Origin of the sequence: Cryobacterium sp. PH31-L1, from assembly GCF_030063145.1 — a bacterium.
Lineage (GTDB): Bacteria > Actinomycetota > Actinomycetes > Actinomycetales > Microbacteriaceae > Cryobacterium.
Genome location: NZ_JASISM010000004.1, coordinates 1 through 23,385, shown reverse-complemented (window position 1 = coordinate 23,385; position 23,385 = coordinate 1). Strand labels below are relative to the sequence as shown.

The window sequence follows — 23,385 nt, the reverse complement described above, 5'->3', positions numbered from 1 at the left end:
GCCCGGCCGTTCGTCGTTATCGCAGTGCTATTACTGCCGGATGAGCGCCGTTCCAGCAATTTTGTCGTGGAAGCCGCGCTGGTCGGAATCCCAAACCAACGCCGGGAGGGCAATTCCGAGCAACAGCGACCGGACCACGGGTCGCCAGAGACCAATCCAGCCGCCGTGGATAGAGATGAGTCGGAGGCCCACCAAACGGTGACCGATGCTGGCACCGATGGTCGGGATGAAGACGATCTGCAGGATGACGAAGATGATCAGGTTCGCCGCCGGGTCATAGTTGAAGAAGATCGCTGAGACGCCGATGGCGATGGCCCAGTCGATGGCGAAGCCGAGCATCCGTCGCCCGGGGCGGCCGATGGAACTCGGCCCGATCTGAGGTAATCCGAGCCGCTCCCCCGGCCATCTACTGGGTGGAAGCTGACCAAAAGTGTTCGGGCGGGAGTCGGAAGCTGGCACCCGATGAGTCTACCGAAGGGGCGTCCCTGTAACATGGGCGAAACATAAGCGTCACGGACAAGTAACGCAGCGCTACTAATCTCAATGAAGCCGATGTGTCCGATTCGGCCGTTTCCACGCCCTCGTCGTCTGGAGTTAATCCGCATGTTCCGCGATTCGTCCGAAGTGCTTAAATTCATCAAAGACAATGACGTCAAGTTTCTTGACATCCGTTTCACCGATCTCCCCGGTGTGCAGCAGCACTTCAACATTCCGGCATCCACCGTCGATGAGGAGTTCTTCACCGTCGGCCAAATGTTCGATGGTTCCTCGATCCGCGGTTTCGCGTCGATCCACGAATCCGACATGCAGCTCATTCCCGACGTGTCGACCGCATACCTCGACCCGTTCCGCACCGAGAAGACGCTCATCATGCTCTTCGACATCTACAACCCGCGCAACGGTGAGATCTACTCCAAGGACCCGCGCCAGGTCGCCAAGAAGGCCGAGAAGTACCTCGCCTCCACCGGCATCGGCGACACCGCCTTCTTCGGCTCCGAAGCCGAGTTCTACATCTTCGACGACGTGCGCTACGAAGTGAACCAGCACACCAGCTACTACAAGGTCGACTCCAGCGAGGGTGCCTGGAACTCGGGTCGTAAGGAAGAAGGCGGAAACCTCGCCAACAAGACCCCGTTCAAGGGCGGCTACTTTCCGGTCAGCCCGGTCGATCAGCACGTCGACATGCGCGATGACATCTGCCTCAAGCTGATCGAATCGGGCCTGGTGCTCGAGCGCAGCCACCACGAGGTCGGCACCGGCGGCCAGGGCGAGATCAACTACAAGTTCGACACCATGGTGCACGCTGCCGACGACCTGCTCAAATTCAAGTACATCGTCAAGAACACGGCGCATGACTGGAACAAGACCGCGACCTTCATGCCCAAGCCGCTCTTCGGCGACAACGGCTCCGGCATGCACACCCACCAGTCCCTGTGGGCCGACGGCAAGCCGCTGTTCTACGATGAAGCCGGCTACGGCGGGCTCTCCGACGTGGCGCGCTGGTACATCGGAGGCCTGCTCAAGCACGCCCCCGCCGTGCTCGCGTTCACCAACCCCACGGTCAACTCGTACCACCGTCTCGTCCCCGGCTTCGAAGCCCCGGTCAACCTGGTCTACTCGGCCGGTAACCGTTCGGCGTCGATCCGTATCCCGATCACCGGGACCAACCCCAAGGCCAAGCGTCTCGAGTTCCGTGCTCCCGACGCGTCCGGTAACCCGTACCTCGCCTTCGCCGCTCAGCTCATGGCCGGCCTCGACGGTATCAAGAACCGCATTGAGCCGCACGAGCCGGTCGACAAGGACCTTTACGAGCTGCCGCCCGAAGAAGCCAAGAACATCCCCCAGGTGCCCGCGTCACTCGAGGAGGCCCTGCAGGCCCTCGAAGCCGACCACGACTTCCTGATGGCGGGAAACGTCTTCACACCCGAACTGATCGAGACCTGGATTGAGTACAAGCGCGAAAACGAGATCAAGCCGCTCGCCCAGCGTCCGCACCCGTTCGAGTTCGAGCTCTATTACGGCGTCTAAGCAGTAGATTTGCGCGGTACGATCATCGGGCCCGGTCGACTGGGAAGGGACCTCATCGTCGGATGCGGTCCCTTCTATGTTTCCCGGTGCTGTGTTGCCGTGTGCAGTCCGGTCGCGCGCCTCGTGCCGGATCAGCCGACCGTGGGCCCTGGACGCTCCACGGGGCCGTAGAACAGTCGCTCGAACACTGCGCGAGCCCGGCGGGTCACAGCGAGATAGTCATCCTCGAGCTGGTTGCCCGACCCCGGCGGGTATTCCATAACGCGGGCGATTCCTTCGAGGGCGGCACGATCGGTGGGCAGCACGTTCGAGGTATGGTTCGTCCACAGGGTGATGGCCGAGCGTGCGCGGGACGCGAAGATCCACGCGCTGCGCAGCACCGCGGCATCGGCCGCCGGAACCAGTCCGGCACTGACCGCCTCGGCCAGAGCCGACAGAGTCGACGTCGTGCGGAGCGCCGGAATCGCTGCCGCGTGCTTCAACTGCAAAAGCTGCACCAGCCACTCCACGTCGCTGAGCGAGCCGCGCCCGAGCTTCAGATGCCGGTTGGGGTCTGCGGCCTGCGGAAGCCGCTCGTTCTCCACCCGAGCCTTGATTCGACGCACCTCTCGCACGGCCTGTTCGCTGATCGCGGTGGGATACCGCACCTCATCGGCGACGGCCGTGAAGTCGCTCAACAGCGCCGCGTCGCCGGCGACCCCACGGCCTCGAAGCAGCGCCTGCGCCTCCCAGGTGAGCGACCAGCGCCGGTAGTAGGCCTGGTAGGAGTCCAATGACCGAACGACCGGCCCATTGTTACCCTCGGGCCGCAAGCCAATGTCCAGGTCCAACGGCAGACGGGAGTCTTCGGTGAGCCGGTTGAGCTCGCGCACAATGTATCGGGCCCGATCATTGGCCGCTTCGCCGTCGAGGGTGCCGGCACGGAAGACATACATGACGTCCGCGTCGGAGCCGAAACCCAGCTCGGCTCCGCCGAACCGGCCCATGCCGATCACACCGAACTCAATTCCGTCGCCGCCGGAGGACCCGTCAGCGCCGCCTTGATCGTTCAGATCTCCCCCACGGATGGCGGCGATCACGCCCTGAATATAGGTCGCGTTGACGTCGGTCAGCCCCTGGCCCAGCTGGTCGAGATCGATTTGTCCGAGTAGCGCGGCGAATGCCAGGCGCAGCATCTCGCGGCGACGGGCGGCGCGCAGGATGGTGGCGGCAGCATCCGGGCTTTCATGCCGGCCCAATACGGCCCGGGTCTCATCCTGCAGGGATTTGCGCGGTCGTGGCTGCAGGTCGGCCTCGTCCTCTAGCCAGGCCACCGCCTCCGGGATCTTTTCCAGCAGCTCGCCGATGTACCGGCTTCCGGACAAGACCCGGGTGAGGCGCTCGGCGGCACCCGAAGAATCCCGCAGCATGCGCAGAAACCAGTAGGTCGAGCCGAGGTTATCGCTCAGGCGACGAAAGGCCAGAAAGCCGTAGTCGGGATCTGCTCCCTGGGACAGCCACTGCAACAGAACGGGGAGCAGGTGCCGCTGGATCGCCGCACGCCGGGACACCCCGCCGGAGAGAGCGGCGATGTGGGCCAGTGCGCCCTTGGTATTGAGGAAGCCGATCGCGGCGAGACGGGCCTCGGCCTGTGCGCTCGTCAGGTTGAGGCCGTCGGCCGGCAGCGAGGCCACCGCCGACAGCAGGGGCCGGTAGAACAGCCGCTCATGCAAGCCTCGCACCCTTTGTTTGGTCTCCGACCAGCGGATGGTCAGCCCGTCAGCGCTCGTGGCCAGACCGGTCGAGCGAGCCAATACCCGCAGGTTCGCTTCGTCCCGCGGCACCAGGTGGGTCCGGCGAAGCTTTTGCAACTGCAGCCGGTGCTCCATCAGGCGCAGCATCCGGTAGTCCTGCGCGAATTCGGTGGCTTCGGCCCGGCCAACGTACCCGGCGGTGGCCAGAGCGGTCAGCGCCGGCAGGGTACCGGCCTGTCGAACGTCTGGGTCGGTCTGGCCATGCACGAGCTGAAGCAGTTGCACCGTGAACTCGATATCGCGCAGCCCGCCAGGGCCGAGCTTGAGCTGTACGTCGACCTCGTCGTCGGGAATGTTGTCCGTGACGCGCTCGCGCATCCGCTGCACCGATTCGACGAAATTCTCCCGGCTGGCGCTGCTCCAGACCTTGGGCGTGACCGCATCGAGATAACGCGCCCCCAGCGCGCGGTCGCCGGCCAGCGTGCGGGCCTTAAGTAGGGCTTGGAACTCCCAACTCTTGGCCCAACGGTCGTAATAAGCCAGGTGTGATTCGATCGAGCGCACGAGCGCACCGCTCTTGCCCTCAGGGCGCAGGTTGGGGTCGACCTCCCACAGCTCAGGTTCGATGCCGGATTCGCCCAGGCCGCGCATGATGAGTACGGCCAGACGGGTGGCGATCTCAACGGCTCGGGAGCTTTCCAGCCCTGCCGCTTCGTCCCCATCGGCGACGAAAATGACGTCGACATCGCTGACATAGTTGAGCTCGCTCGCGCCGGCCTTGCCCATGCCGATAATGGCCAGGCGGGTGGCACGCACCTGGCCGGTCGGAAAAACACCGCGCCCGGCCGTGTCGCCGCTCGACATGGTGCGGGCGACCGCGAGGGCGGCTTCAAGCGCCGCGGTGGCCAGGTCGGACAGGGTCCGGGCAACGCCGTCGAGCCCGGCCACCGGGTCGGCCTGTTCGAGGTCGAAGGCCGCCAGCTGTGCCAGTCGGCGACGATAGCGCACCCGCAGGGCAATCCAGGCAGCATCGTCGACCAGCTGAGAGAATCCCTCGGTCGCACCGATCGAGTCCAATAGGTCACTCACCAGATCGTCGAGGCTGGGTAGCACCGCAAGCGGCGTTGCCAGAACCGAGAGTTCCACCGGATGCCGGAGGAAGAATTCGGTGAGTCCGCTGGAGGCTCCGAGAACCTTCAGGAGCCTCCCGGCCGTCGTGGCTGACTGTAAGAGCGCAAACAGTTCGGGCGACCCCTGTCGCAGCAGGGCGACCAGCGCCACCAGCGCGGCATCCGGGCTGGCCGTTGCCGCAAGGAGCGGCAGAAGCGCCCGCGTCTCGGTCAGCCTCCCCGCCGAATCCGGGTCAGTGTTCGGGCTGACCGCACCGAGCTGGGCGACCTCATCGAGGCGGGCACGCACGTCGGCAAGGTCGACGAAACCCGCCCGTACGAGTTCGGTCAGGGTCAACTGCAAACGCTCCATCGCGGGTGATTCCTTCGGTCATTGACCACTGCCGAGTTAAAGCATCTCCAGGTTTTTTTCCAGTTCGAACGGGGTGACCTGCGACCGGTAGTCGCGCCACTCCTGCCGTTTGTTGAGCAGAACATAGTTGAAGACCTGTTCGCCGAGGGTCTCGGCGACGAGCTCTGACTCCTCCATGAACTGGATGGCGTGATCGAGGCTGGCCGGCAGTTGCGTGTACCCAAGCGCACGACGTTCGGTGTCGCTGAGGCTCCACACGTTGTCTTCGGCTTCTGGAGGCAGCTCGTAGCCCTCCTCGATGCCCTTGAGGCCGGCCGCCAGCATGAGCGAATAGGCGAGGTAGGGATTCGCTGCGGAGTCAATCGCCCGGTACTCAACGCGGGCGCTCTGGCCCTTGTTGGGTTTGTAGAGCGGCACGCGAACCAGCGCTGAGCGGTTGTTGTGGCCCCAGCAGACAAAGCTCGGGGCCTCGTCACCGCCCCACAACCGCTTGTACGAGTTGACGAACTGGTTGGTCACCGCGGTGATCTCCGGGGCGTGCTTGAGCAGCCCGGCGATGAACTGACGGCCAATCTTGGAAAGCTGGTATTGGGCACCGGCCTCGTAGAACGCGTTCGCGTCCCCCTCGAACAGCGACATGTGCGTGTGCATGCCCGATCCCGGGTGCGCGGACATGGGCTTGGGCATGAACGTCGCGTACACGCCCTGCTCGATCGCGACTTCCTTGACCACTGTACGGAAGGTCATGATGTTGTCTGCGGTGGTGAGCGCGTCGGCATAGCGCAGGTCGATTTCGTTCTGGCCTGGGCCGGCTTCGTGGTGACTGAACTCCACAGAAATACCGAGGTCTTCGAGCATGCGCACCGACCGGCGGCGGAAGTCGTGGGCGGTGCCGCCGGGAACGTTGTCGAAGTAGCCGGCCGAGTCGACCGGAACCGGCCCGTTCTTGCCGTATTTCGACGACTTGAGCAGGTAGAACTCCACCTCGGGGTGAGTGTAGAACGTGAACCCGCGGTCAGCTGCCTTGGCGAGGGTGCGCTTGAGCACGTTGCGCGGATCGGCCACGGCTGGCTGACCGTCGGGGGTGGTGATGTCGCAGAACATGCGCGCAGTGGGGTCGACCTCGCCGCGCCAGGGCAGGATCTGGAAGGTGGTGGGATCCGGGTGCGCCAGGACATCCGCTTCAAACGAACGGGTGAGGCCTTCGATGGCTGAACCGTCGAACCCGAGGCCCTCGTTGAAGGCACCCTCGACTTCGGCTGGCGCGATCGCCACGGATTTGAGGGTACCGACGACATCGGTGAACCAGAGTCGAACGAACTTGATTCCTCGCTCCTCGATAGTCCGAAGAACGAAGTCGCGCTGCTTGTCCATTCACGCTCTCTCTGATTGCTCCAACAGGGAGCCAGCTAAACAACTACCGACCCCAATAACTACTGTCTAGGCTACTGGCTCCGGGCACGATTGCTTGCCTGACTACACTTGTCGCATGCCAGAGTTGACAGCACCCGAGCCTGATTCCACGGTTTCTCCCGCCGATGCCGCAGTGCAGCATCCCTACAACGCCGTTTCCGGGCCGAAGCGGGTGCGCACCCGTCACTTTCAGAACGCCAAGACGCAGGGCATCCCCATCACCGGCCTGACCAGCTACGACATGTTGACCGCCCAAATTTTCGACGAGGCCGGAATCGATTTTCTGCTCGTGGGCGACTCAGCCGGTAACAACGTCTTCGGGTACGAGACCACGCTGCCGGTAACGGTGGACGAGCTCATCCCCCTGACCCGTGCCGTTGCCCGGGCGGTGACTCGCGCCCTGGTCGTGGCCGATATGCCGTTCGGGTCGTACGAGATCGGGCCGGGTCAGGCCCTGGCGACCGCCGTGCGGTTCATGAAGGAGGCCCAGGCCCACGCGGTGAAACTCGAAGGCGGCCAGCGCAGCCACAAGCAGATCAGACGTATCGTCTCAGCCGGAATCCCCGTGATGGGACACGTCGGTTTTACCCCGCAGAGTGAACACGGTTTGGGCGGCCACATCATTCAGGGCCGAGGAAATGCTGCGGACGAGCTCATCGCTGACGCTCTCGCCGTGCAGGACGCCGGCGCTTTCGCCGTCGTCCTGGAGATGGTGCCGGCTTCCGTCGCCGCTCGCGTGACGCAACGGCTGTCGATCCCGACGATCGGGGTCGGTGCGGGACCATCCGTTGACGGACAGCTCCTGGTGTGGACCGACTTCGCCGGTATGACCAGCGGCCGGGTGCCCAAGTTTGTGCGGCAGTACGCCGACGTTCGGGCAGTACTGACGGATGCTGTGCAGCGGTTCACCGCGGACGTTGCCGCTGGCGCGTACCCCGCGCCAGAGCACAGCTACGAGTAGAACGGTTAGCGGGCGTCCTGAGCGTCGTCTTCCGACCACTTGGCGCTGTTCGCACGCAGCTTCTCCAGAGCGTGGGCTGCCTCATCGCGGGTTGCGAACGGCCCGACCCGATCGAGCGACGCCGATTGGAGACCGTGCTCTACCTCCCCGGTGCGCATGTTGTACCAGAATGCGTGTTCTTTGTCGTCGGCCATAAGCTTGATCCTATGCCTAAGGATTCAATCGGTCACCTCATCCCGGGAACGGTGTCACCGACCCGTTCCGTTCCATCTCACATCGTTCGCCCGGAGTACGTGGGCAAGAAGGGGCCGACCCCCTTCACCGGCTCTGACGTCTATTCGACCGAGAAAATCGACCTCATTCGCCAGTCCGGCCGCATCGCCGCCGAGGCGATTGCCGCTGTCGGCCGAGCCATCGTTCCCGGGGTCACCACCGAGCAGTTGGACCAAATCGGTCACGACTACCTGGTGGCCAACGATGCCTACCCCTCGACCCTTGGCTACCGCGGATATCCCAAATCGTTGTGCAGTTCGGTGAACGAGGTCATCTGCCACGGAATCCCGGACAACACGGTGCTCGAAAACGGCGATATCGTCAACATCGACATCACCGCGTACAAGAATGGCGTACACGGCGATACCAACGTCACGTTCATCGTGGGCGAAGCCGCCGAGGAGGTGACGCTGCTGGTCGAACGCACCAGGGAAGCGCTCGCCCGCGGTATCAAGGCTGTCGCCCCTGGGCGTCAGGTCAACGTGATCGGACGAACCATCGAGTCCTATGCCAAGCGCTTCAACTACGGCGTCGTGCGCGACTACACCGGCCACGGCGTGGGCGAAGCCTTCCACTCCGGTCTGATCATTCCGCACTATGACGCACCGCAGTACGACACGGTGATGGAGGTCGGGATGGTCTTCACCATCGAGCCGATGCTGACCCTCGGCACGAGCGACTGGGACATCTGGAGCGATGACTGGACCGTGCTGACCCGTGACCGCAGCATGACCGCACAGTTCGAACACACCCTCGTGGTGACCGAGCGCGGTGCCGAGATTTTGACCCTGGTCTGACCGACCTTCTCAAACGGAAAGAGGATCAACACATGACGGCACAGACCGCAATCGGCATAGACATCGGTGGCACGGGAATCAAGGGTGCGGTGGTCGACCTGGCCACCGGCGCGCTCCTCTCTGACCGGGTGAAGTTGCCCACTCCCAAGGGTGGTCGGCCGCAGGACATTGTCGAAACCACCCGAACCCTGCTCGCCACCGTCTCGAAGGACGTCGGAGACCTCCCGGTGGGCGTGTGCTTCCCCGCAGTCGTGAAGAACGGGCACACAATGTCGGCTGCGAACGTATCGCCGAAGTGGATCGGCCTCGCCGCGGAAGCCCTGTTCGAAAAGGCTCTCGGCCTGCCGATTCACTTTGTCAACGACGCGGATGCTGCCGGCTACGCGGAATCACAGTTCGGTGCGGCCATAGACGTCGCCGGCGTCGTGCTGCTGACCACTCTCGGTACCGGGATCGGTTCAGCGCTGCTGAATGACGGCGTGCTCGTGCCCAACACTGAGCTGGGTCACCTGCAGATCGACGGCTATGACTACGAAACCCGTGCGGCCTACTCCGCCAAGGAACGTGACGACCTCAGCTGGGACAAATGGGCCGCACGCTTGCAGAAGTATTACTCGACCCTCGAACTGCTCTTTTCCCCCGACCTGTTCATCGTCGGCGGCGGAGTCTCGAAGCACCACGAGAACTTTCTGCCCCTGCTCAACCTGAAGACCCGCATCATTCCTGCTGTGCATCGGAACAACGCTGGCATCCTCGGCGCGGCTGCGTTGGCGGCGCGCTTTCCCGACGCATAGGTATCCGTGCCGCATCCCACGTTCGTGGGATGCGGCACCTAAGAGTGGAATGGGCCGGCTATTACGCCGGGTTCTGTTCGGGTGTTTGCACACCGTCGACGGCCATCTATCTCGTGACTACGTTGCCGCAGCCCTCTAGCGGTCTACCCGAAAGCTCGGCGAGCCGCCTCAACGCTTTCTGTCTGACCTTGCTCCGGACGAGGTTTACCAAGCCGACCAGGTCACCCTGGCCTCTGGTGGTCTCTTACACCACCGTTTCACCCTTACCACCAGCTCTCGCTGGTGGCGGTCTACTTTCTGTGGCACTGTCTCGCGGGTTACCCCGGGTGGGTGTTACCCACCATCCTGCTCTATGGAGCCCGGACGTTCCTCGGCATCCGCTTGATCTAAAAAATCTCACGAATGACGCGACCGTCTTGCCGACCCATTCCGAGAATCGAGTCTACCGGGCGCGCGGGCTGCTGCCGAACCCACACCCCGTCGCTACTAGATTCCGGACTCTTCGGTGCGCACCAGCACTGCACCACAGTCGGGACAGAAAATGACCTCGTCGGCCGGTGCCTGGCGAGCATCGGCGAGGTCGCTGCCGGTGAGGGTCATAGTGCAGCCACTGCAGGTTCGGGCGCGCAGCAGGGCAGCGGCGTTGCCGTGGCCGGTGATGCGCAGACGCTCGTACAGCGCCGCGAGGTTGTCGGGGATGGTGGCCGCTACGGTGGCCCGGTCGCGCGTGAGTTCGCCGTGTTGGCGGGTGAGGACGACCAAAACCTCGTCGCGCGCGGACTCGGTCGCGCTCACACGTTCGGCGATGGCGTCACGCTCCTTTTCCACCACGGCGACGGCGGCCTCGTGCTCTTCCTGGCGCTCCAGTACAGCGATCTCGATCTCTTCGAGGTCGAACAGGCGTTTCTTGAGCGAGGCGACTTCGGAGTCCAGAGCCTGGATGTCCTTGATCGACGAGGTGTGCTGCAGGCGTTCGGTGTCGCGCGCGATTCGCTTCTCCACGACCTCGACGTCGCTCTCGATGCGTCCCAGTTCGGTGCGCACGTCGTCAAGCTCGCCCGACCGACCGAGCAGTTTCATGCGGCTGGCCTCGGCCTCACGATTGAGGTCGGCCAGCTCGGCGTGCGCCGCGAGCGATTTTGACTGGTGGCTGAGCTGAAGAACCTTGATGTCCAGGGCCTGAAGCCGCAGAAGTTCTTTCTGCTGGAGTGGTGATGCCTTCACGATGTCCTGACCTTACGCTTTTGATGAGATGTGGTTCGAAAATTGGGGATGACCCGGAGATTAGTGCACGACGGCGAAGGTCCACGGATCGGTGTTCAGTTCGCTGACGGTGACCACGATTCCGGGAAGAGCTGTTCGCAACTGCTCGGCCGCCGGTTCCAGCCAGAGCCATTCACTGGCCCAGTGCGACACGTCCATGAGCGCGGGGCCGCCCGTGCGGAGCGCGTGCTCTCGCGCTTCGGACGCGGGGTGGTGACGCAGATCGGAGGTGATGTAGACATCCGCTGTCTGCACCCCGGGGTGGCGCAGCAATGAATCGCCTGCACCGCCGCACACCGCGACGGTGGTGACCGGTGTCGAATAGTCGCCTGCGACGCGCACGCCCGACGCAGTCGCCGGCAGCAGGGCCAGCATGGTGTGCGCGAGGTGCCCGAGGGTTGTCGGCTCAGCCAAGCGTCCAACGCGACCGATGCCGGTTCCGGGCGCGGCGCTGTCGGTGATGGGGAGGGCGTCGATCAGTCCCAGCCGGGCGGCGATCACATCGGACACTCCGTCAGCGACGACGTCGGCGTTGGTGTGCGCGGCGAGCAGTGCGCAGTCTGCGCGAATCAGGCGACTGAGCAGGGCGCCCTTGTAGCCGTCTTCGGCAATGCTCGTGACACCGCGCAGCAGCAACGGATGATGCGTCAGCAGCAGGTCGGCGCCAGCCTCGATGGCCTCGTCGACGGTGTCGGAGACAGCATCGACGGCCAAGTGGATGCTGCGAATCGGCCGGTTCGGATCACCGCTGACCAGGCCAGGTGCGTCCCAGCCCTCGGCACCGTCAAGGGGCCACAGGGTATGGGCGACGCGGGTAACGTCGGCTAGCAAGAATGGCACTCGTTCAGCCTACCGGGCGTCCGGCGCTGGGGCTTCGCCGGACCGGGGCAACCCGATACTCCGGTCCGGCGAAAGATAAGTCAGTAGTCGAAGTCGTCGAACTGGGCGGCGGCTGATTCTTCACGGGTCCAGGCAGCGGGAATCATGGCACCGGTTTGGGCTTTGCGGTGCAGAAAATCGGTGGTCTCGGGTTCGATCAACTCCGGCGACAGACTATCGGCCGTCACGCTGACCAGCTGGCTGGCGGAACCGATGAGAAACTGGGCGCGCAGCAGGAGTCCGTCATCTCCCATCACCGGGATGTCGACGACGTCAACCTGCCGGCGGTTACAGAGGGCCTCGGCGTAGAGGAGTACGGCATCAGCGAGATCGCTGCCGGTTATTACTGAACCGCCCGGGTGAAATATGCGTTTCATGATCGCCCCTCGAAAGCTCACGGAATATACATGTGCTTCCAGGGTCCGGGGTCGCTCTAGCAGTATATGCCCGGTCTACCCCTAGGACGATAGAAACTCGGCTTTCTCGCATGTTCGCACGATTGGTAAGCCGCGACCGCGCAGGCTTAGAGGGTCAGTGCGCGATTCACGATCCGCTCGGCCACGTCCGCGAGGGGAAGACCGTTGTTGCGCGCATATTCGCGAATCTTGTCAAACGCATCGCCCATATGCACGCCGTGCGTGTAGGCCACTACACCCTTGGCCTGTTCGATCATCACCCGACTGCTGAGCGCGTGCTGCAGTTGCTGGCGAACAATATCGCTCTCCCGAATCGCCCGTTCCTGCAGGATGCCGATGGTAGCGACATCCGCGAGCGCCTGCACCGTGTTGGTGTCCCCCGCACTCAGACCGCCGGTACGGTCCCAGAACAGATTGAGGGAGCCGATGGTCGTGGCCCGCAATCGCAACGGAACGGCGTGCATCGAGGCGAAGCCTTGGGCGAGGGCGCCCGACCGAAACTTCGGCCATTTGTCGCCGGTGAGCTCGATATCGGGGATGGCAACGGCGCGGCCGGTCGTGAAGCTCTCCACGCACGGCCCTCTGCCGGCCCGCAGCTGGAGGATCTCCACCAGGCGACTGCGCTCGTTGGTCGAAGCGACGACCTCGAGCTCCCCGTCGCCGGCTGAGAGGATTATACCGGCAGCGGATGCCTCGAGCAGGGCTGCACATTTCTCGACCAGCGTGTGGAGCAGGTCGACGACATCGTAGTCGGCGACGAGAGTATCGGCCAGGGTAACGAAGGTCTCAACGAGTTGACCTTCCCGGGTTTTTGTCACCATAATTCCATCCTAAGACTCGACCATCGACGAAAAATCCAGTCGACGTGTCACTACATCCGCAGCTACTTCCCGGACAGTTCGTCCGTGAGAGAAGGCGTGGCCGTGAATAATCAGAAGCGCATCGGCCGCGGAAAGATCGAGCTGGGCCAGAACCATACCGGTCGCTTGGTGTACGACGCGCCTCGAATGACCTTCATTATCTTCCAGATTTGTCTTTAATGTTCGCGACGCGAGCGACCGGCGTAAAACCTGGCTGGCCGCAATCTGGGCGAGTACCTCAGCGTCAACGATCTGGCTGGGCGTCAGTGTCCCTCGGCCGTGAGAGAACAGCGACACCGCCCCAATATCGAGCGATCCCATGGTCAGGGGAAAAGCGTATACAGACTGCACATCGATGTCTCGTGTTGCCTTCAGAAGCGCTGGCCAGGGCGAGTGCCGCACGGAATGAAGATCATCGATCCGCACGGGACGCCGGGTGGTCATGGCATCCCAGGACGGTCCTTCCCCCAGGTCGAACTGCAACTCGTCAAAGGTCGCGGCCACCGCGTTGCTCGCACACACAGTTTCTGATCCGAACGGTTCGCCCAACGTGCACACACTCGCGGCGTCAATGGGCAATGCACGAACGAACGGATGGCACATGCTGGTCTGCCGTTCATAAGCAGCGCTCAAAGCCTCAACGGCCGCCCCGAACTGACCGCGGTCAGTCATCGTGCGCCAACCGGTGCAGGCCTGGAGCCCCAACGCATCGTTCTGTCATACGACCTCACGATCACGTCACTTCGGGCGAAACGAACTCGTCTCACCGTTCTTGCCGCACATTGATAATTGACCAGACAAATCGATCAATCGTGTTGTGTGGGCCCTACCGGGCTCGAACCGATGACATCCACGGTGTAAACGTGGCGCTCTACCAACTGAGCTAAAGGCCCCAGCGACGACGTTTGTCGCGGGTCTGTTCAGTATAGGTCAGTGTCGCGTGGCGATTGCCGCCCGACGGGCTCAGAGCACCGGTGCGAGCTGCTCGAGCGCGGCCCGATACGACTCGATCGACCGTGCCTCGCCCGGTGCGGTGATGAAACTGGAACGGATGATGCCGCTCGGGTCGATCAGGAAGGTCGCGCGATTGGCGAAGCCCTTCTCCTCGAGAAAAACGCCGTATTCCTTCGCGACGGCACCGTGCGGCCAGAAATCTGCGACCAGATCGAAAGTGTACTTTTCCTGCTCGCCGAAAGCCCGCAGGGCGTGTCGAGAGTCGACCGAAATGCCAATCAGTTCAACGCCGCCGTCGTCAAAGAGCGCGAGATTGTCGCGCAGCTCACACAGCTCACCGCTGCAGATTCCGGAAAAGGCGAGCGGAAAGAAGACGAGCGCGACCGACTTCGTCCCCCGGTATTGGCTGAGCTGAACGCTTTCGCCGAACTGGTTGATCAGTTTGAAGTCGGGTGCCTGGGTGTCGTTTTCGAGAGCCATGAATGCTCCTTTCCTGGTGCGCGTGCGCGTGCGCGCACGGATTGGCCGGTGACACACTCTAGCCCGGCAATGTGCGCGGATTCACAGACCGCGTGAATACGTCCTCGGGAATTTTGCCCGGTGAAGCCCCCGTCTGCGGACGACGACTAAAAATCTGTAGGCTTACCTGGTGCCGCTGGTTGCAATCCAACCTGCTCATTTACGGCACGTGCCTTCGTAGTGGCGAAAGAATGCCCCCACGAAGCACCATCGCTGCATAAACCCCAAGGAGAGGTCGACTGTGACGGTCAACGACCAGGACCCGTACTCGACGAACAACGCCGACTCCGATCCGGAGGAGACGGCCGAGTGGTCGCAATCCCTCGATTCGCTCGTTGCCGAACACGGCCACGAACGCGGACGTGAGATCATGCTCAGCCTGTTGAAGCGTTCGAAAGAGCTGCACCTCGGCGTTCCCATGGTGCCGACGACGGACTACATCAACACCATCGCCACGGAGAACGAACCCGACTTTCCCGGTGACGAAGACATCGAGCGCCGCTACCGCGCCTGGATTCGCTGGAACGCTGCCGTTCTGGTGCACCGCGCTCAGCGCCCCGGCATCGCCGTCGGCGGGCACATCGCGACCTATGCGTCATCTGCTGCCCTCTATGAGGTCGGGTTCAACCACTTCTTCCGCGGCCAGGATCACCCGGGCGGTGGCGACCAGATCTTCATCCAAGGACACGCCTCCCCCGGGACCTATGCTCGTGCCTTCCTTGAGGGACGACTGACCGAGAACCAGCTGGACGGCTTCCGCCAGGAAAAGTCGCACGCCCCCGACGGCATCTCCTCGTACCCGCACCCGCGGCTCATGCCGGAATTCTGGCAGTTCCCGACCGTGTCGATGGGTCTCGGACCGATCAACGCCATCTACCAGGCGCAGCTCAACCGCTACCTGACCAACCGTGGCATCAAGGACGCCAGCGACCAGCAGGTCTGGGCGTTCCTCGGCGACGGCGAAATGGACGAGGTCGAAAGCCGTGGCCAGCTGCAGGTCGCCGCCAACGAAGGCCTCGACAACCTCAACTTCGTGATCAACTGCAACCTGCAGCGCCTTGACGGCCCGGTGCGCGGTAATGGCAAGATCATCCAGGAGCTGGAGAGCTTCTTCCGCGGTGCCGGCTGGAACGTCATCAAGGTGGTCTGGGGTCGAGAGTGGGACAACCTGCTCAAGAACGACGTCGACGGCGCCCTGATCAACCTCATGAACGTCACGCCCGACGGCGACTATCAGACCTACAAGGCCGAAAGCGGCGCCTACGTGCGCGAGAACTTCTTCGGCCGCGACCCGCGCGCCCTCAAGCTGGTCGAGCACCTGAGCGACGACGAGGTCTGGAACCTCAAGCGCGGCGGCCACGACTACCGCAAGGTCTACGCCGCCTTCAAGGCCGCGTCCGAGCACAAGGGCCAGCCGACGGTCATTCTGGCGAAGACGATCAAGGGCTACGGCCTCGGACCGAGCTTCGAGGGCCGCAACGCGACCCACCAGATGAAGAAGATGACCCTCGAGAACCTCAAGTCCTTCCGTGACAGCATGCACGTGCCGATCACGGATGCCCAGCTCGAGGAAAACCCGTACCTGCCGCCGTACTACACCCCCGGCGACAAGGACGAGGCGATCGAGTACATGCACGAGCGTCGTCGTGCTCTCGGCGGCTACCTGCCGGAGCGTCGCACCACTCACGCCAAACTCAACCTACCCGGCGATGAGACCTACAAGGTCGCCAAAAAGGGTTCCGGAACCCAGGAGATCGCTACGACGATGTCCTTCGTGAGGCTGCTCAAGGAACTCGTGCGGGCCAAGGACTTCGGCAACCGAATCGTTCCGATCATCCCCGACGAGGCCCGCACCTTCGGCATCGACGCGTTCTTCCCCACCGCCAAGATCTACAACCCCAACGGCCAGCACTACACGTCCGTTGATCACGCCCAGCTGCTCTCCTATAAGGAGAGCCCGCAGGGTCAGATCCTGCACGTGGGCATCAACGAGGCCGGCGCTGCCGCGGCGTTCACCAACGTGGGTACCTCGTACGCCACCCAGGGTGAACCGCTCATTCCGGTCTACGTTTTCTATTCCATGTTCGGATTCCAGCGCACCGGCGACGCCCTCTGGGCTGCCGGCGACATGATGGCCCGCGGGTTCATCATTGGAGCCACGGCCGGTCGCACCACGCTGACCGGGGAGGGGCTGCAGCACGCCGATGGTCACTCGCCGCTGCTGGCATCGACCAACCCGGCCGTCGTCTCCTACGACCCGGCGTACGGTTACGAGATCGGCCACATCGTGCGCGCGGGACTCGATCGCATGTACGGCGGAACCCACACCGACCCGAACGTCATGTACTACATCACGGTCTACAACGAGCCGGCCGTTCAGCCGTCCGAGCCCGATGATGTCGATGTGGACGGCATCCTGCACGGTATCCACCGGGTGAGCGCATCCGCAGTGAATGGTCCGAAGGCTCAGCTGCTGGCCTCCGGTGTCTCCGTGCCGTGGGCGCTTGAGGCGCAGAAGTTGCTCGCCGACGACTGGGGGGTGTCAGCCGATGTCTGGTCGGTCACGTCCTGGACCGAGCTCCGCCGCGATGGTCTTGCCGCTGAGGAACACAACTTCCTGAACCCCGATGACGAGCCGCGGGTTCCCTATGTCACCTCGAAGCTCGAGGGAGCAGCCGGTCCGTTCGTGGCCGTGTCCGACTTCATGCACGCCGTTCCGGATCAGATTCGGCAGTTCGTTCCGAGCGACTTCGCGACGCTCGGTGCCGATAGCTTCGGCTTCTCGGACACCCGTCCGGCGGCACGTCGATTCTTCAAGATCGATGGTCCGTCGATGGTCGTGCGCACCCTGGAGCTGCTCGCTCGTCGCGGTGACGTTGACCGGAGTCTCGCCTGCCAGGCCATTGCAAAGTATCGCCTGCACGATGTGAGCGCGGGCACCACCGGCTCCGCCGGGGGCGAGAGCTAAAAAACCGTGGCACCGGCGCCCAAGACGAAAGAGCAGACTCTCAACTGGCTGCGCACCATCTCCGGTGAGCTGTCGACCCAGACGCTCAAGCGGCTCGAGGACACGCTGTCCTGGTATGGCGATATGCCACCAGGGCGGCGGTCCGCCGTCGGACTGGTAGCCCAGGCCGGAATCACGAGTTTCATCTCGTGGTTCGACGACCCGCGGTCAACGCCGTGGATCGCCGCTGACGTTTTCGGTGCCGCGCCCCGCGAACTGTTGCGCTCGGTGAGCCTGCAGCAGACGCTGCAGCTCATTCGGGTGACGGTTGAAGTCGTCGAGGAACGGGTCAAGGACGGCGGCGAGGCCCTGCGCGAGGCCATTCTGCTGTACTCCCGGGAGATCGCTTTTGGGGCAGCGGATGTCTACGCTCGCGCCGCCGAGGCGCGCGGGCTCTGGGACGCCCGTCTCGAAGCGCTCGTCGTCGACTCTATTCTCAGCGGGGAATATGACGATGAGCTTCCCAGCCGCATCGCGGCCCTCGGCTGGCACGGCCACGGCGAGGTCTGCGTTTTGGTCGGCACGACGCCGCAGATGCTCGACGTCGACCAGCTACGCCGGGCCGCCCGGCACATGGCTGCGGACGTACTGATCGGAGTGCAGGGCAACCGCCTGGTGCTCGTGATCGGTCGGGCCCGACCGGCGCCGGTCGACAGCGAGGACGTCGGCACCGCCGCAGCGTTAACCTTCATGGAAATTGCCATGCAACTGGAGCCGATCTTCGGCCCCGGGCACCTGGTGCTGGGCCACGAGGTACCCAACCTTGTGGATGCGTCGAAAAGCGCGAAGGCCGCACTGGCCGGCTTCGCGGTCGCGCGTTCGTGGCGCAATGCGCCGCGCCCGGTGCAGGCCGACGATCTGCTCCCCGAACGTGCCCTTGCTGGCGATCCACTCGCGCGGGCCACGCTCATTCATCGCATCTATCGGCCACTGCAAGCCCACTCCACCGAGCTGCTCACCACGCTCTGGTGCTACCTCGACAATGGTCGCTCATTGGAGGCGACCGCGCGCGAACTCTTCGTGCATCCGAACACCGTGCGGTATCGCCTCAAACGTGTGTCCGAGGTCATCGGCTACGACGCCACGGGAGCCCGCGAGGCGCTCATTCTGCAGTCCGCGCTGATTATCGGCTCGATCAGTGACCACGACGGATCCAGTCGACGCCGCTGATCCAGCCCCGGAAACCGGCGAATGTACTACTGTCGACAAAGCTTTCTTAGATACTTAGTGCGATCTGCACATTCATTTACGTCACCAGATTGGAAGACTAACTAAGTGATCGTTGTCGTCTGCCCGGGTCAGGGCTCCCAAACTCCCGGATTCCTTGAGCCTTGGCTGGCTCTGCCTGCCTTCGACGCTGGCCTCCGCCAAATTTCCGAGGAGGTCGGACTCGACCTGGTCGCGCACGGCACGGTGAGTGACGCCGACACCATTCGCGACACGGCGATCGCCCAGCCCCTCATCGTGGCTGCCGGCATCCTCACCCTCGAAGCCCTCCTCACGGACGGACGGCGTGACCGCATGGCCGGTATCGCCGGACACTCGGTCGGTGAGCTAACCGCGGCCGCTGGCGCTGGCATCCTGACCAACGCCGAGGCCGTGCGCTTCGTGCGGGAACGGGGCCTCGCCATGCAGGCGGCTTCCGCGCTCGAGCCCACCGGTATGAGCGCCGTCATCGGCGCCGATGAGACCGAGCTGCTCGGACAGGTCGCCGAACTGGGCCTGGAGCCGGCCAATTTCAACGGGAGCGGGCAGATCGTCGTCGCCGGGGCCCTCGATGCTCTCGCGGCCCTCGCCGCGACTCCCCCACACCGGGCCAGGGTCATCCCGCTTCAGGTAGCCGGTGCATTCCATACCCGGTATATGAAGCCGGCCGTCGAACGGATGACCGCGGTCGCCGACTCGCTCAGCCCCGCCGATCCCACGCTCCCGATCTGGACCAACCGCGACGGCAGCCGGGTGATCGACGGCATCCGTTTTGTGGAACTGCTCGTCGGTCAGGTGTCGTCGCCGGTACGGTGGGACAGGTGCATGGAGGCTTTCGCTCAAGCGGGAGTCACCGGAATCATCGAGGTGGCGCCCGCCGGCGCCCTCGTTGGACTTGCGAAACGAGCCCTGAAGGGCGTCCCCAGCGTCGCCATCAAGACCCCGGACGACCTGCCCGCCGCCTGGGCCATGATCGACCAGCAGTCCTGACTGTGCCAGCAGTTCTGAAGCACGAGAGAATGTGACGAAAGAGATTATGCCAAAGCCCACACTCCAGCAGTCCCACGGACCGAAGTACACCCGCATTCTGTCTGTAGGCGCTGCCCGCGGAGAGAACCTCGTCCCCAACGACGACCTCGTCGAGGCCATCGATTCCTCGGACGAGTGGATTCAACAGCGCACCGGCATCATCACGCGTGCCCGGTCCGGCCAGGACGTCGACGCCCTCGACCTCGCAACGGATGCCGCGCGGGAGGCCATTGAGAGAAGCGGTATCGCCCCCGCCCTCATCGACGCGGTGATTGTCGCGACCATCAGCAACGGCCGCCAGACCCCGTCGATAGCCGCCGTGGTGGCCGACCGGGTCGGCAGCAATCCGGCCGCAGCCTACGACATCAACGCTGCCTGCGCTGGCTATGCCTACGCCGTGGCGCAGGCCGACGCACTGATTCGTACCGGTGCCGCGCACTACGCGTTGGTCATCGGAGCCGAGAAACTGTCCGACCTTGTCGACCCCTCCGACCGCAGCATCTCGTTCCTGCTCGGCGACGGTGCGGGCGCCGTCGTCATCGGCCCGAGCGACTACCCGGGCATCGCCACAACCGTATGGGGCTCGGATGGTTCCAAGGCCGAAGCGATCCAGATGAACCACACCCTGCAGGAATATCGCCGCGGTGAAGCCGAATGGCCGACGCTGCGCCAGGAAGGACAGACGGTCTTCCGCTGGGCCGTGTGGGACATGGCCAAAGTGGCCAAAAAGGCCCTCGAAGTCGCCGGAATCGAAAGCTCCGACCTGGCCGCGTTCATTCCGCACCAGGCGAACATGCGCATCATCGATGAGTTCGCCAAGCAGCTCAAGCTTCCGGAATCCGTTGTCATTGCGCGTGATGTTGCCACGACCGGAAACACTTCGTCGGCTTCCATCCCACTCGCCACCCACCGTCTCCTTGAAGAACACCCCGAGCTCAGCGGCGGGCTTGCCCTGCAGATCGGCTTTGGTGCCGGACTTGTGTTCGGCGCGCAGGTCGTTGTGCTGCCCTAACCTACCCACCCCCTAAACTAGGTCTCGGTCAACCGAGACACCCTCAAGGAGAAAAAACATGGCATTGTCCACCGAAGAAGTTCTGACCGGCCTGGCCGAGCTCATCAACGACGAGACCGGAATTGCAACCGACACGGTTGAACTCGGCAAGTCGTTCACCGACGACTTGGACATCGACTCCATCTCGATGATGACCATTGTCGTCAACGCAGAAGAGAAGTTCGATGTGAAGATCCCCGACGAAGAGGTCAAGAACCTCAAGACCGTCGGCGACGCCGTTGAGTTCATTGTGAAGGCGCAGGACTAGGCCCAAGCCTGAACCAGGTCGGCCGGAAAACGGCCGACCTGTTCTTTGGACTGGCGCCACGATGCGCCCGCCCACACGTTTGTCGTTCCATGGAGAGTTGACTTATGACCAAGAAAATCGTTATCACCGGTATCGGTGCCACCACGCCGTTGGGCGGAACGGCGGTCGACACCTGGACAGCCCTCCTGGCCGGCGAATCTGGCGCCACGACCCTCGAGCAGCCCTGGGTCGCTGAAACGGCGATCCCCGTAACTTTCGCCGCACAGGCGCGTGTGAAAACCGTCGATGTGCTGCAGCGATTTGAAGTCAAGCGACTCGACCCGTCCAGCCAGTTCGCACTCATAGCTGGGCGCGAAGCCTGGGCAGATGCCGGCGCCCCCGAGGTTGAGCCCGAACGCCTTGCCGTGGATTGGGCCACCGGAATCGGCGGGGTATGGACTCTGCTCGACGCGTGGGACACCCTGCGCGAGCGCGGCCCCCGCCGCGTGCTGCCGATGACAGTTCCCATGCTCATGCCCAACGGCCCGGGCGCGGCCATTGGAATGGATCTGCACGCTCGTGCCGGAATCACCACGGTCGTTTCCGCGTGTGCATCGAGCACCGAAGCACTGGTCAACGCCTACAACCGTCTGCAGGCGGGATTGGCCGACGTCGTCATCGCTGGCGGATCCGAAGCCGCGATTCACCCGCTGCCCATCGCCTCGTTCGCGGCGATGCATGCCCTGTCGACCCGCAACGATGACCCGGCCACCGCGAGCCGCCCGTACGACGTGACCCGCGATGGTTTCGTTCTCGGTGAGGGCGCTGCCGCCCTCGTCATCGAGACCGAAGAACACGCCAAGGCGCGTGGAGCGCACATTTACGCTGAGCTCGTCGGCGGCGTCGTCAACAGCGACGCTTACCACGTCACCGCGCCCGACCCTGAGGGGACCGCGGCTGCCCGCGCCATGGTGTCAACGGTGCACAATGCCGGTGCGACCCTCGCCGATGTGTCCCACATCAACGCCCACGCAACCAGCACCCCGGTCGGAGACATCGCCGAGTACAACGCTCTCAAGCGAGTGTTCGGTGACCTGCTCGACGGTATCCCGGTGTCGGCGACCAAGGCATCAACCGGCCACCTGCTCGGCGGTGCCGGGGCCCTCGAGGCGTTCTTCACGGTGAAGGCTCTCGCCGAGCGCACCGCACCGCCGACGATCAACCTCACGTCGCAGGACCCGGAAATTCCGCTCGACGTGGTGACGTCACCGCGTGCACTGCCGGCCGGAGACCTGCTCGCGCTGAGCAACTCCTTCGGGTTCGGCGGGCACAACGCCGTCGTGGCATTCCGCTCCGTCTAAGGACTGCAGATGAGAATGACCCCGTCCGGATTCGGACGGGGTCATTTCTGTAAGGCGATTCGCCGTATCTGGCCGTGATCACAGGAACAGACTGCGACTTCGTGGGATTGCCACCGGGAATGTCACCGGTCGACAGGCCACGCCATCACGGGCGAACCGCACGCATGTGGAACCGGTCTGATCAGCCGACCTGGTGCAGCCACACCACGGCGTTCAGATCGCTGGCCTGCCGGAACGGTTCAAGCTCGTCGTCCCAGGTTTGCCCGAGGGCCAGGCGCAGCTCCCGGTGCAATTCGATCGCGTTGGCTCCGGCACGCTCCATCGCCGATCGAATGCGATCTTCCGGCACGACGACATTGCCCACGCTGTCGGTCTGGGCATAGAAAATGCCCAGCTCTGGCGTGTGCAGCCAGCGACCGCCATCCGAACCAGGTCCGGCATCTTCGGTGACTTCGAAACGCAGCTGTTCCCACCCGCGCAGAGCGGATGCGAGTATCGCGCCGGTCCCCGGGCAACCCTCCCAGTAGTATTCGGCCCGATGGGATCCGGGCAGAGCCGGTTGTTCTGACCAGTCAAAGTTGACCGCCTCGCCCAGCGCGCGGCCAGCCGACCACTCGACATGCGGGCAGACGGCCCGCGGAGAGGCGTGCACAAAGAGCACCCCTCGCGCGGTCCGCGCCCGACGGTTAGGTAATACGTCCATCGTGTTTCTCCGTTCCTAGTAGGTGCGTCTTCCCCAACGACCTCGGAACGACCGCGCTTTCAACGTTGAGTTTCTGATGACTCAGTGCTGTTCGCGCGATGGTGAATGTGAAATTGTTCGTCCGCCAGAGCGCAGCGAGCCGATAGCGCCATTATGCCCCAGCCACCTGCGCATTGACAAGCACCTGACAGGCCTTCCCCGGGCCTGCTGTACGCATGGCTTCGACGGCCGCGAACGCACTCTGCGACCACCAGTTTCCGCGTGAGCGCAGCGCGACCCGGTAATCGTGCACAGACTCCAAATTCGTTGAGCGGATGCGGTCGGGCCTGTTATCGCAGGTCCGGCCGCTTTTTTGTGCCCGTTTCCGGGTTTTCGTCTACCCCTGAACGGGGGGTGAACCTGAGAAAGA

21 protein-coding genes, 1 tRNA gene and 1 other RNA gene are annotated in these 23,385 nt (G+C 63.7%); 10 read left to right on the top strand and 13 right to left on the bottom strand.

Annotated features, from left to right (window positions below; translation table 11 throughout):
- Positions 1 to 30: 30 nt before the first annotated feature.
- Positions 31 to 459 carry an RDD family protein gene (locus QMF22_RS09125; protein WP_233197526.1) on the bottom strand — a complete coding sequence of 143 codons (429 nt, stop codon included), beginning with the start codon at positions 457 to 459 and terminating at the stop codon, positions 31 to 33.
- A gap of 144 nt (positions 460 to 603) precedes the next feature.
- Between QMF22_RS09125 and glnA the strand changes: the two genes are divergently transcribed.
- Complete coding sequence (gene glnA / locus QMF22_RS09120; protein WP_283452721.1) at positions 604 to 2,028, top strand: type I glutamate--ammonia ligase; 1,425 nt, start codon at positions 604 to 606, stop codon at positions 2,026 to 2,028.
- Between the two features lie 131 nt (positions 2,029 to 2,159).
- On the opposite strand, the gene QMF22_RS09115 is transcribed toward glnA, so the two are convergent.
- Together QMF22_RS09115 and QMF22_RS09110 are read right to left on the bottom strand one after the other, a co-directional pair.
- Positions 2,160 to 5,243 (bottom strand): bifunctional [glutamine synthetase] adenylyltransferase/[glutamine synthetase]-adenylyl-L-tyrosine phosphorylase, encoded by a 3,084-nt coding sequence (locus QMF22_RS09115; protein WP_283452719.1) that lies wholly within the window; start codon positions 5,241 to 5,243, stop codon positions 2,160 to 2,162.
- Positions 5,244 to 5,279: 36 nt separating this feature from the next.
- Positions 5,280 to 6,617, bottom strand: coding sequence for a glutamine synthetase family protein (locus QMF22_RS09110; protein WP_283452717.1), 1,338 nt, complete (start codon positions 6,615 to 6,617; stop codon positions 5,280 to 5,282).
- Positions 6,618 to 6,732: 115 nt separating this feature from the next.
- Between QMF22_RS09110 and panB the strand changes: the two genes are divergently transcribed.
- The gene (gene panB, locus QMF22_RS09105) at positions 6,733 to 7,617 is read left to right on the top strand and encodes a 3-methyl-2-oxobutanoate hydroxymethyltransferase (RefSeq protein ID WP_283452715.1); all 885 of its coding nucleotides are present in this window, start codon (positions 6,733 to 6,735) and stop codon (positions 7,615 to 7,617) included.
- A 5-nt stretch (positions 7,618 to 7,622) separates the two neighbouring features.
- Here the strand turns inward: panB and QMF22_RS09100 are convergent, their stop codons facing one another.
- Complete coding sequence (locus tag QMF22_RS09100; RefSeq protein ID WP_283452713.1) at positions 7,623 to 7,811, bottom strand: SPOR domain-containing protein; 189 nt, start codon at positions 7,809 to 7,811, stop codon at positions 7,623 to 7,625.
- 12 nt (positions 7,812 to 7,823) lie between these two features.
- On the opposite strand from QMF22_RS09100, the gene map reads away from it, so the two are divergent.
- Complete coding sequence (gene map, locus QMF22_RS09095; protein ID WP_283452711.1) at positions 7,824 to 8,687, top strand: type I methionyl aminopeptidase; 864 nt, start codon at positions 7,824 to 7,826, stop codon at positions 8,685 to 8,687.
- Positions 8,688 to 8,719: 32 nt separating this feature from the next.
- A complete protein-coding gene (ppgK, locus tag QMF22_RS09090; RefSeq protein ID WP_283452709.1) occupies positions 8,720 to 9,481 on the top strand; it encodes a polyphosphate--glucose phosphotransferase in 762 nt (253 codons plus the stop codon).
- 46 nt (positions 9,482 to 9,527) lie between these two features.
- Here ppgK and rnpB read toward each other — a convergent pair.
- The 8 genes from rnpB to QMF22_RS09050 all read right to left on the bottom strand — a co-directional run bounded on the left by rnpB (position 9,528) and on the right by QMF22_RS09050 (position 14,333).
- Positions 9,528 to 9,908, bottom strand: an RNA gene (gene rnpB / locus QMF22_RS09085) — RNase P RNA component class A.
- 59 nt (positions 9,909 to 9,967) lie between these two features.
- Complete coding sequence (locus QMF22_RS09080; RefSeq protein ID WP_283452707.1) at positions 9,968 to 10,705, bottom strand: zinc ribbon domain-containing protein; 738 nt, start codon at positions 10,703 to 10,705, stop codon at positions 9,968 to 9,970.
- Positions 10,706 to 10,765: 60 nt separating this feature from the next.
- Entirely contained in the window at positions 10,766 to 11,584 is an 819-nt protein-coding gene (locus QMF22_RS09075; protein ID WP_283452705.1) for a Nif3-like dinuclear metal center hexameric protein, read from the bottom strand.
- 80 nt (positions 11,585 to 11,664) lie between these two features.
- A complete protein-coding gene (locus QMF22_RS09070) occupies positions 11,665 to 12,000 on the bottom strand; it encodes a hypothetical protein (RefSeq protein ID WP_283452703.1) in 336 nt (111 codons plus the stop codon).
- A gap of 146 nt (positions 12,001 to 12,146) precedes the next feature.
- Positions 12,147 to 12,860, bottom strand: coding sequence for a GAF and ANTAR domain-containing protein (locus tag QMF22_RS09065; RefSeq protein ID WP_283452701.1), 714 nt, complete (start codon positions 12,858 to 12,860; stop codon positions 12,147 to 12,149).
- A 9-nt stretch (positions 12,861 to 12,869) separates the two neighbouring features.
- Positions 12,870 to 13,571 (bottom strand): GAF and ANTAR domain-containing protein, encoded by a 702-nt coding sequence (locus QMF22_RS09060; RefSeq protein WP_283452699.1) that lies wholly within the window; start codon positions 13,569 to 13,571, stop codon positions 12,870 to 12,872.
- 148 nt (positions 13,572 to 13,719) lie between these two features.
- Positions 13,720 to 13,792: transfer RNA gene (locus tag QMF22_RS09055), tRNA-Val, on the bottom strand.
- A 70-nt stretch (positions 13,793 to 13,862) separates the two neighbouring features.
- Positions 13,863 to 14,333, bottom strand: a complete 471-nt coding sequence (locus QMF22_RS09050; RefSeq protein ID WP_092342228.1) for a peroxiredoxin — start codon at positions 14,331 to 14,333, stop codon at positions 13,863 to 13,865.
- A 280-nt stretch (positions 14,334 to 14,613) separates the two neighbouring features.
- On the opposite strand from QMF22_RS09050, the gene aceE reads away from it, so the two are divergent.
- From aceE to QMF22_RS09020, 6 genes are all read left to right on the top strand, one after another.
- Positions 14,614 to 17,340, top strand: coding sequence for a pyruvate dehydrogenase (acetyl-transferring), homodimeric type (gene aceE / locus QMF22_RS09045; protein WP_283452696.1), 2,727 nt, complete (start codon positions 14,614 to 14,616; stop codon positions 17,338 to 17,340).
- Between the two features lie 6 nt (positions 17,341 to 17,346).
- Entirely contained in the window at positions 17,347 to 18,549 is a 1,203-nt protein-coding gene (locus QMF22_RS09040; protein WP_092342232.1) for a PucR family transcriptional regulator, read from the top strand.
- A gap of 105 nt (positions 18,550 to 18,654) precedes the next feature.
- Entirely contained in the window at positions 18,655 to 19,575 is a 921-nt protein-coding gene (locus QMF22_RS09035) for an ACP S-malonyltransferase (RefSeq protein WP_283452691.1), read from the top strand.
- Between the two features lie 46 nt (positions 19,576 to 19,621).
- A complete protein-coding gene (locus QMF22_RS09030) occupies positions 19,622 to 20,626 on the top strand; it encodes a beta-ketoacyl-ACP synthase III (RefSeq protein WP_283452688.1) in 1,005 nt (334 codons plus the stop codon).
- Positions 20,627 to 20,684: 58 nt separating this feature from the next.
- Positions 20,685 to 20,933, top strand: coding sequence for an acyl carrier protein (locus QMF22_RS09025; RefSeq protein ID WP_092108059.1), 249 nt, complete (start codon positions 20,685 to 20,687; stop codon positions 20,931 to 20,933).
- A 104-nt stretch (positions 20,934 to 21,037) separates the two neighbouring features.
- Positions 21,038 to 22,273, top strand: a complete 1,236-nt coding sequence (locus tag QMF22_RS09020) for a beta-ketoacyl-[acyl-carrier-protein] synthase family protein (protein ID WP_283452679.1) — start codon at positions 21,038 to 21,040, stop codon at positions 22,271 to 22,273.
- Between the two features lie 181 nt (positions 22,274 to 22,454).
- Here the strand turns inward: QMF22_RS09020 and QMF22_RS09015 are convergent, their stop codons facing one another.
- Complete coding sequence (locus QMF22_RS09015) at positions 22,455 to 22,976, bottom strand: DUF3145 domain-containing protein (protein WP_283452677.1); 522 nt, start codon at positions 22,974 to 22,976, stop codon at positions 22,455 to 22,457.
- Positions 22,977 to 23,385: the final 409 nt, after the last annotated feature.

Bases quoted from the DNA above. Each gene is read 5' to 3' on its own strand.
- QMF22_RS09100 (WP_283452713.1), bottom strand. From the start codon at position 7,811: ATGGCCGACGACAAAGAACACGCATTCTGGTACAACATGCGCACCGGG.
- map (WP_283452711.1), top strand. From the start codon at position 7,824: ATGCCTAAGGATTCAATCGGTCACCTCATCCCGGGAACGGTGTCACCG.
- QMF22_RS09050 (WP_092342228.1), bottom strand. From the start codon at position 14,333: ATGGCTCTCGAAAACGACACCCAGGCACCCGACTTCAAACTGATCAAC.
- QMF22_RS09115 (WP_283452719.1), bottom strand. From the start codon at position 5,243: ATGGAGCGTTTGCAGTTGACCCTGACCGAACTCGTACGGGCGGGTTTC.
- panB (WP_283452715.1), top strand. From the start codon at position 6,733: ATGCCAGAGTTGACAGCACCCGAGCCTGATTCCACGGTTTCTCCCGCC.
- QMF22_RS09070 (WP_283452703.1), bottom strand. From the start codon at position 12,000: ATGAAACGCATATTTCACCCGGGCGGTTCAGTAATAACCGGCAGCGAT.
- QMF22_RS09025 (WP_092108059.1), top strand. From the start codon at position 20,685: ATGGCATTGTCCACCGAAGAAGTTCTGACCGGCCTGGCCGAGCTCATC.
- QMF22_RS09020 (WP_283452679.1), top strand. From the start codon at position 21,038: ATGACCAAGAAAATCGTTATCACCGGTATCGGTGCCACCACGCCGTTG.
- glnA (WP_283452721.1), top strand. From the start codon at position 604: ATGTTCCGCGATTCGTCCGAAGTGCTTAAATTCATCAAAGACAATGAC.
- QMF22_RS09015 (WP_283452677.1), bottom strand. From the start codon at position 22,976: ATGGACGTATTACCTAACCGTCGGGCGCGGACCGCGCGAGGGGTGCTC.
- ppgK (WP_283452709.1), top strand. From the start codon at position 8,720: ATGACGGCACAGACCGCAATCGGCATAGACATCGGTGGCACGGGAATC.
- QMF22_RS09060 (WP_283452699.1), bottom strand. From the start codon at position 13,571: ATGACTGACCGCGGTCAGTTCGGGGCGGCCGTTGAGGCTTTGAGCGCT.
- QMF22_RS09030 (WP_283452688.1), top strand. From the start codon at position 19,622: ATGCCAAAGCCCACACTCCAGCAGTCCCACGGACCGAAGTACACCCGC.
- QMF22_RS09065 (WP_283452701.1), bottom strand. From the start codon at position 12,860: ATGGTGACAAAAACCCGGGAAGGTCAACTCGTTGAGACCTTCGTTACC.
- QMF22_RS09110 (WP_283452717.1), bottom strand. From the start codon at position 6,617: ATGGACAAGCAGCGCGACTTCGTTCTTCGGACTATCGAGGAGCGAGGA.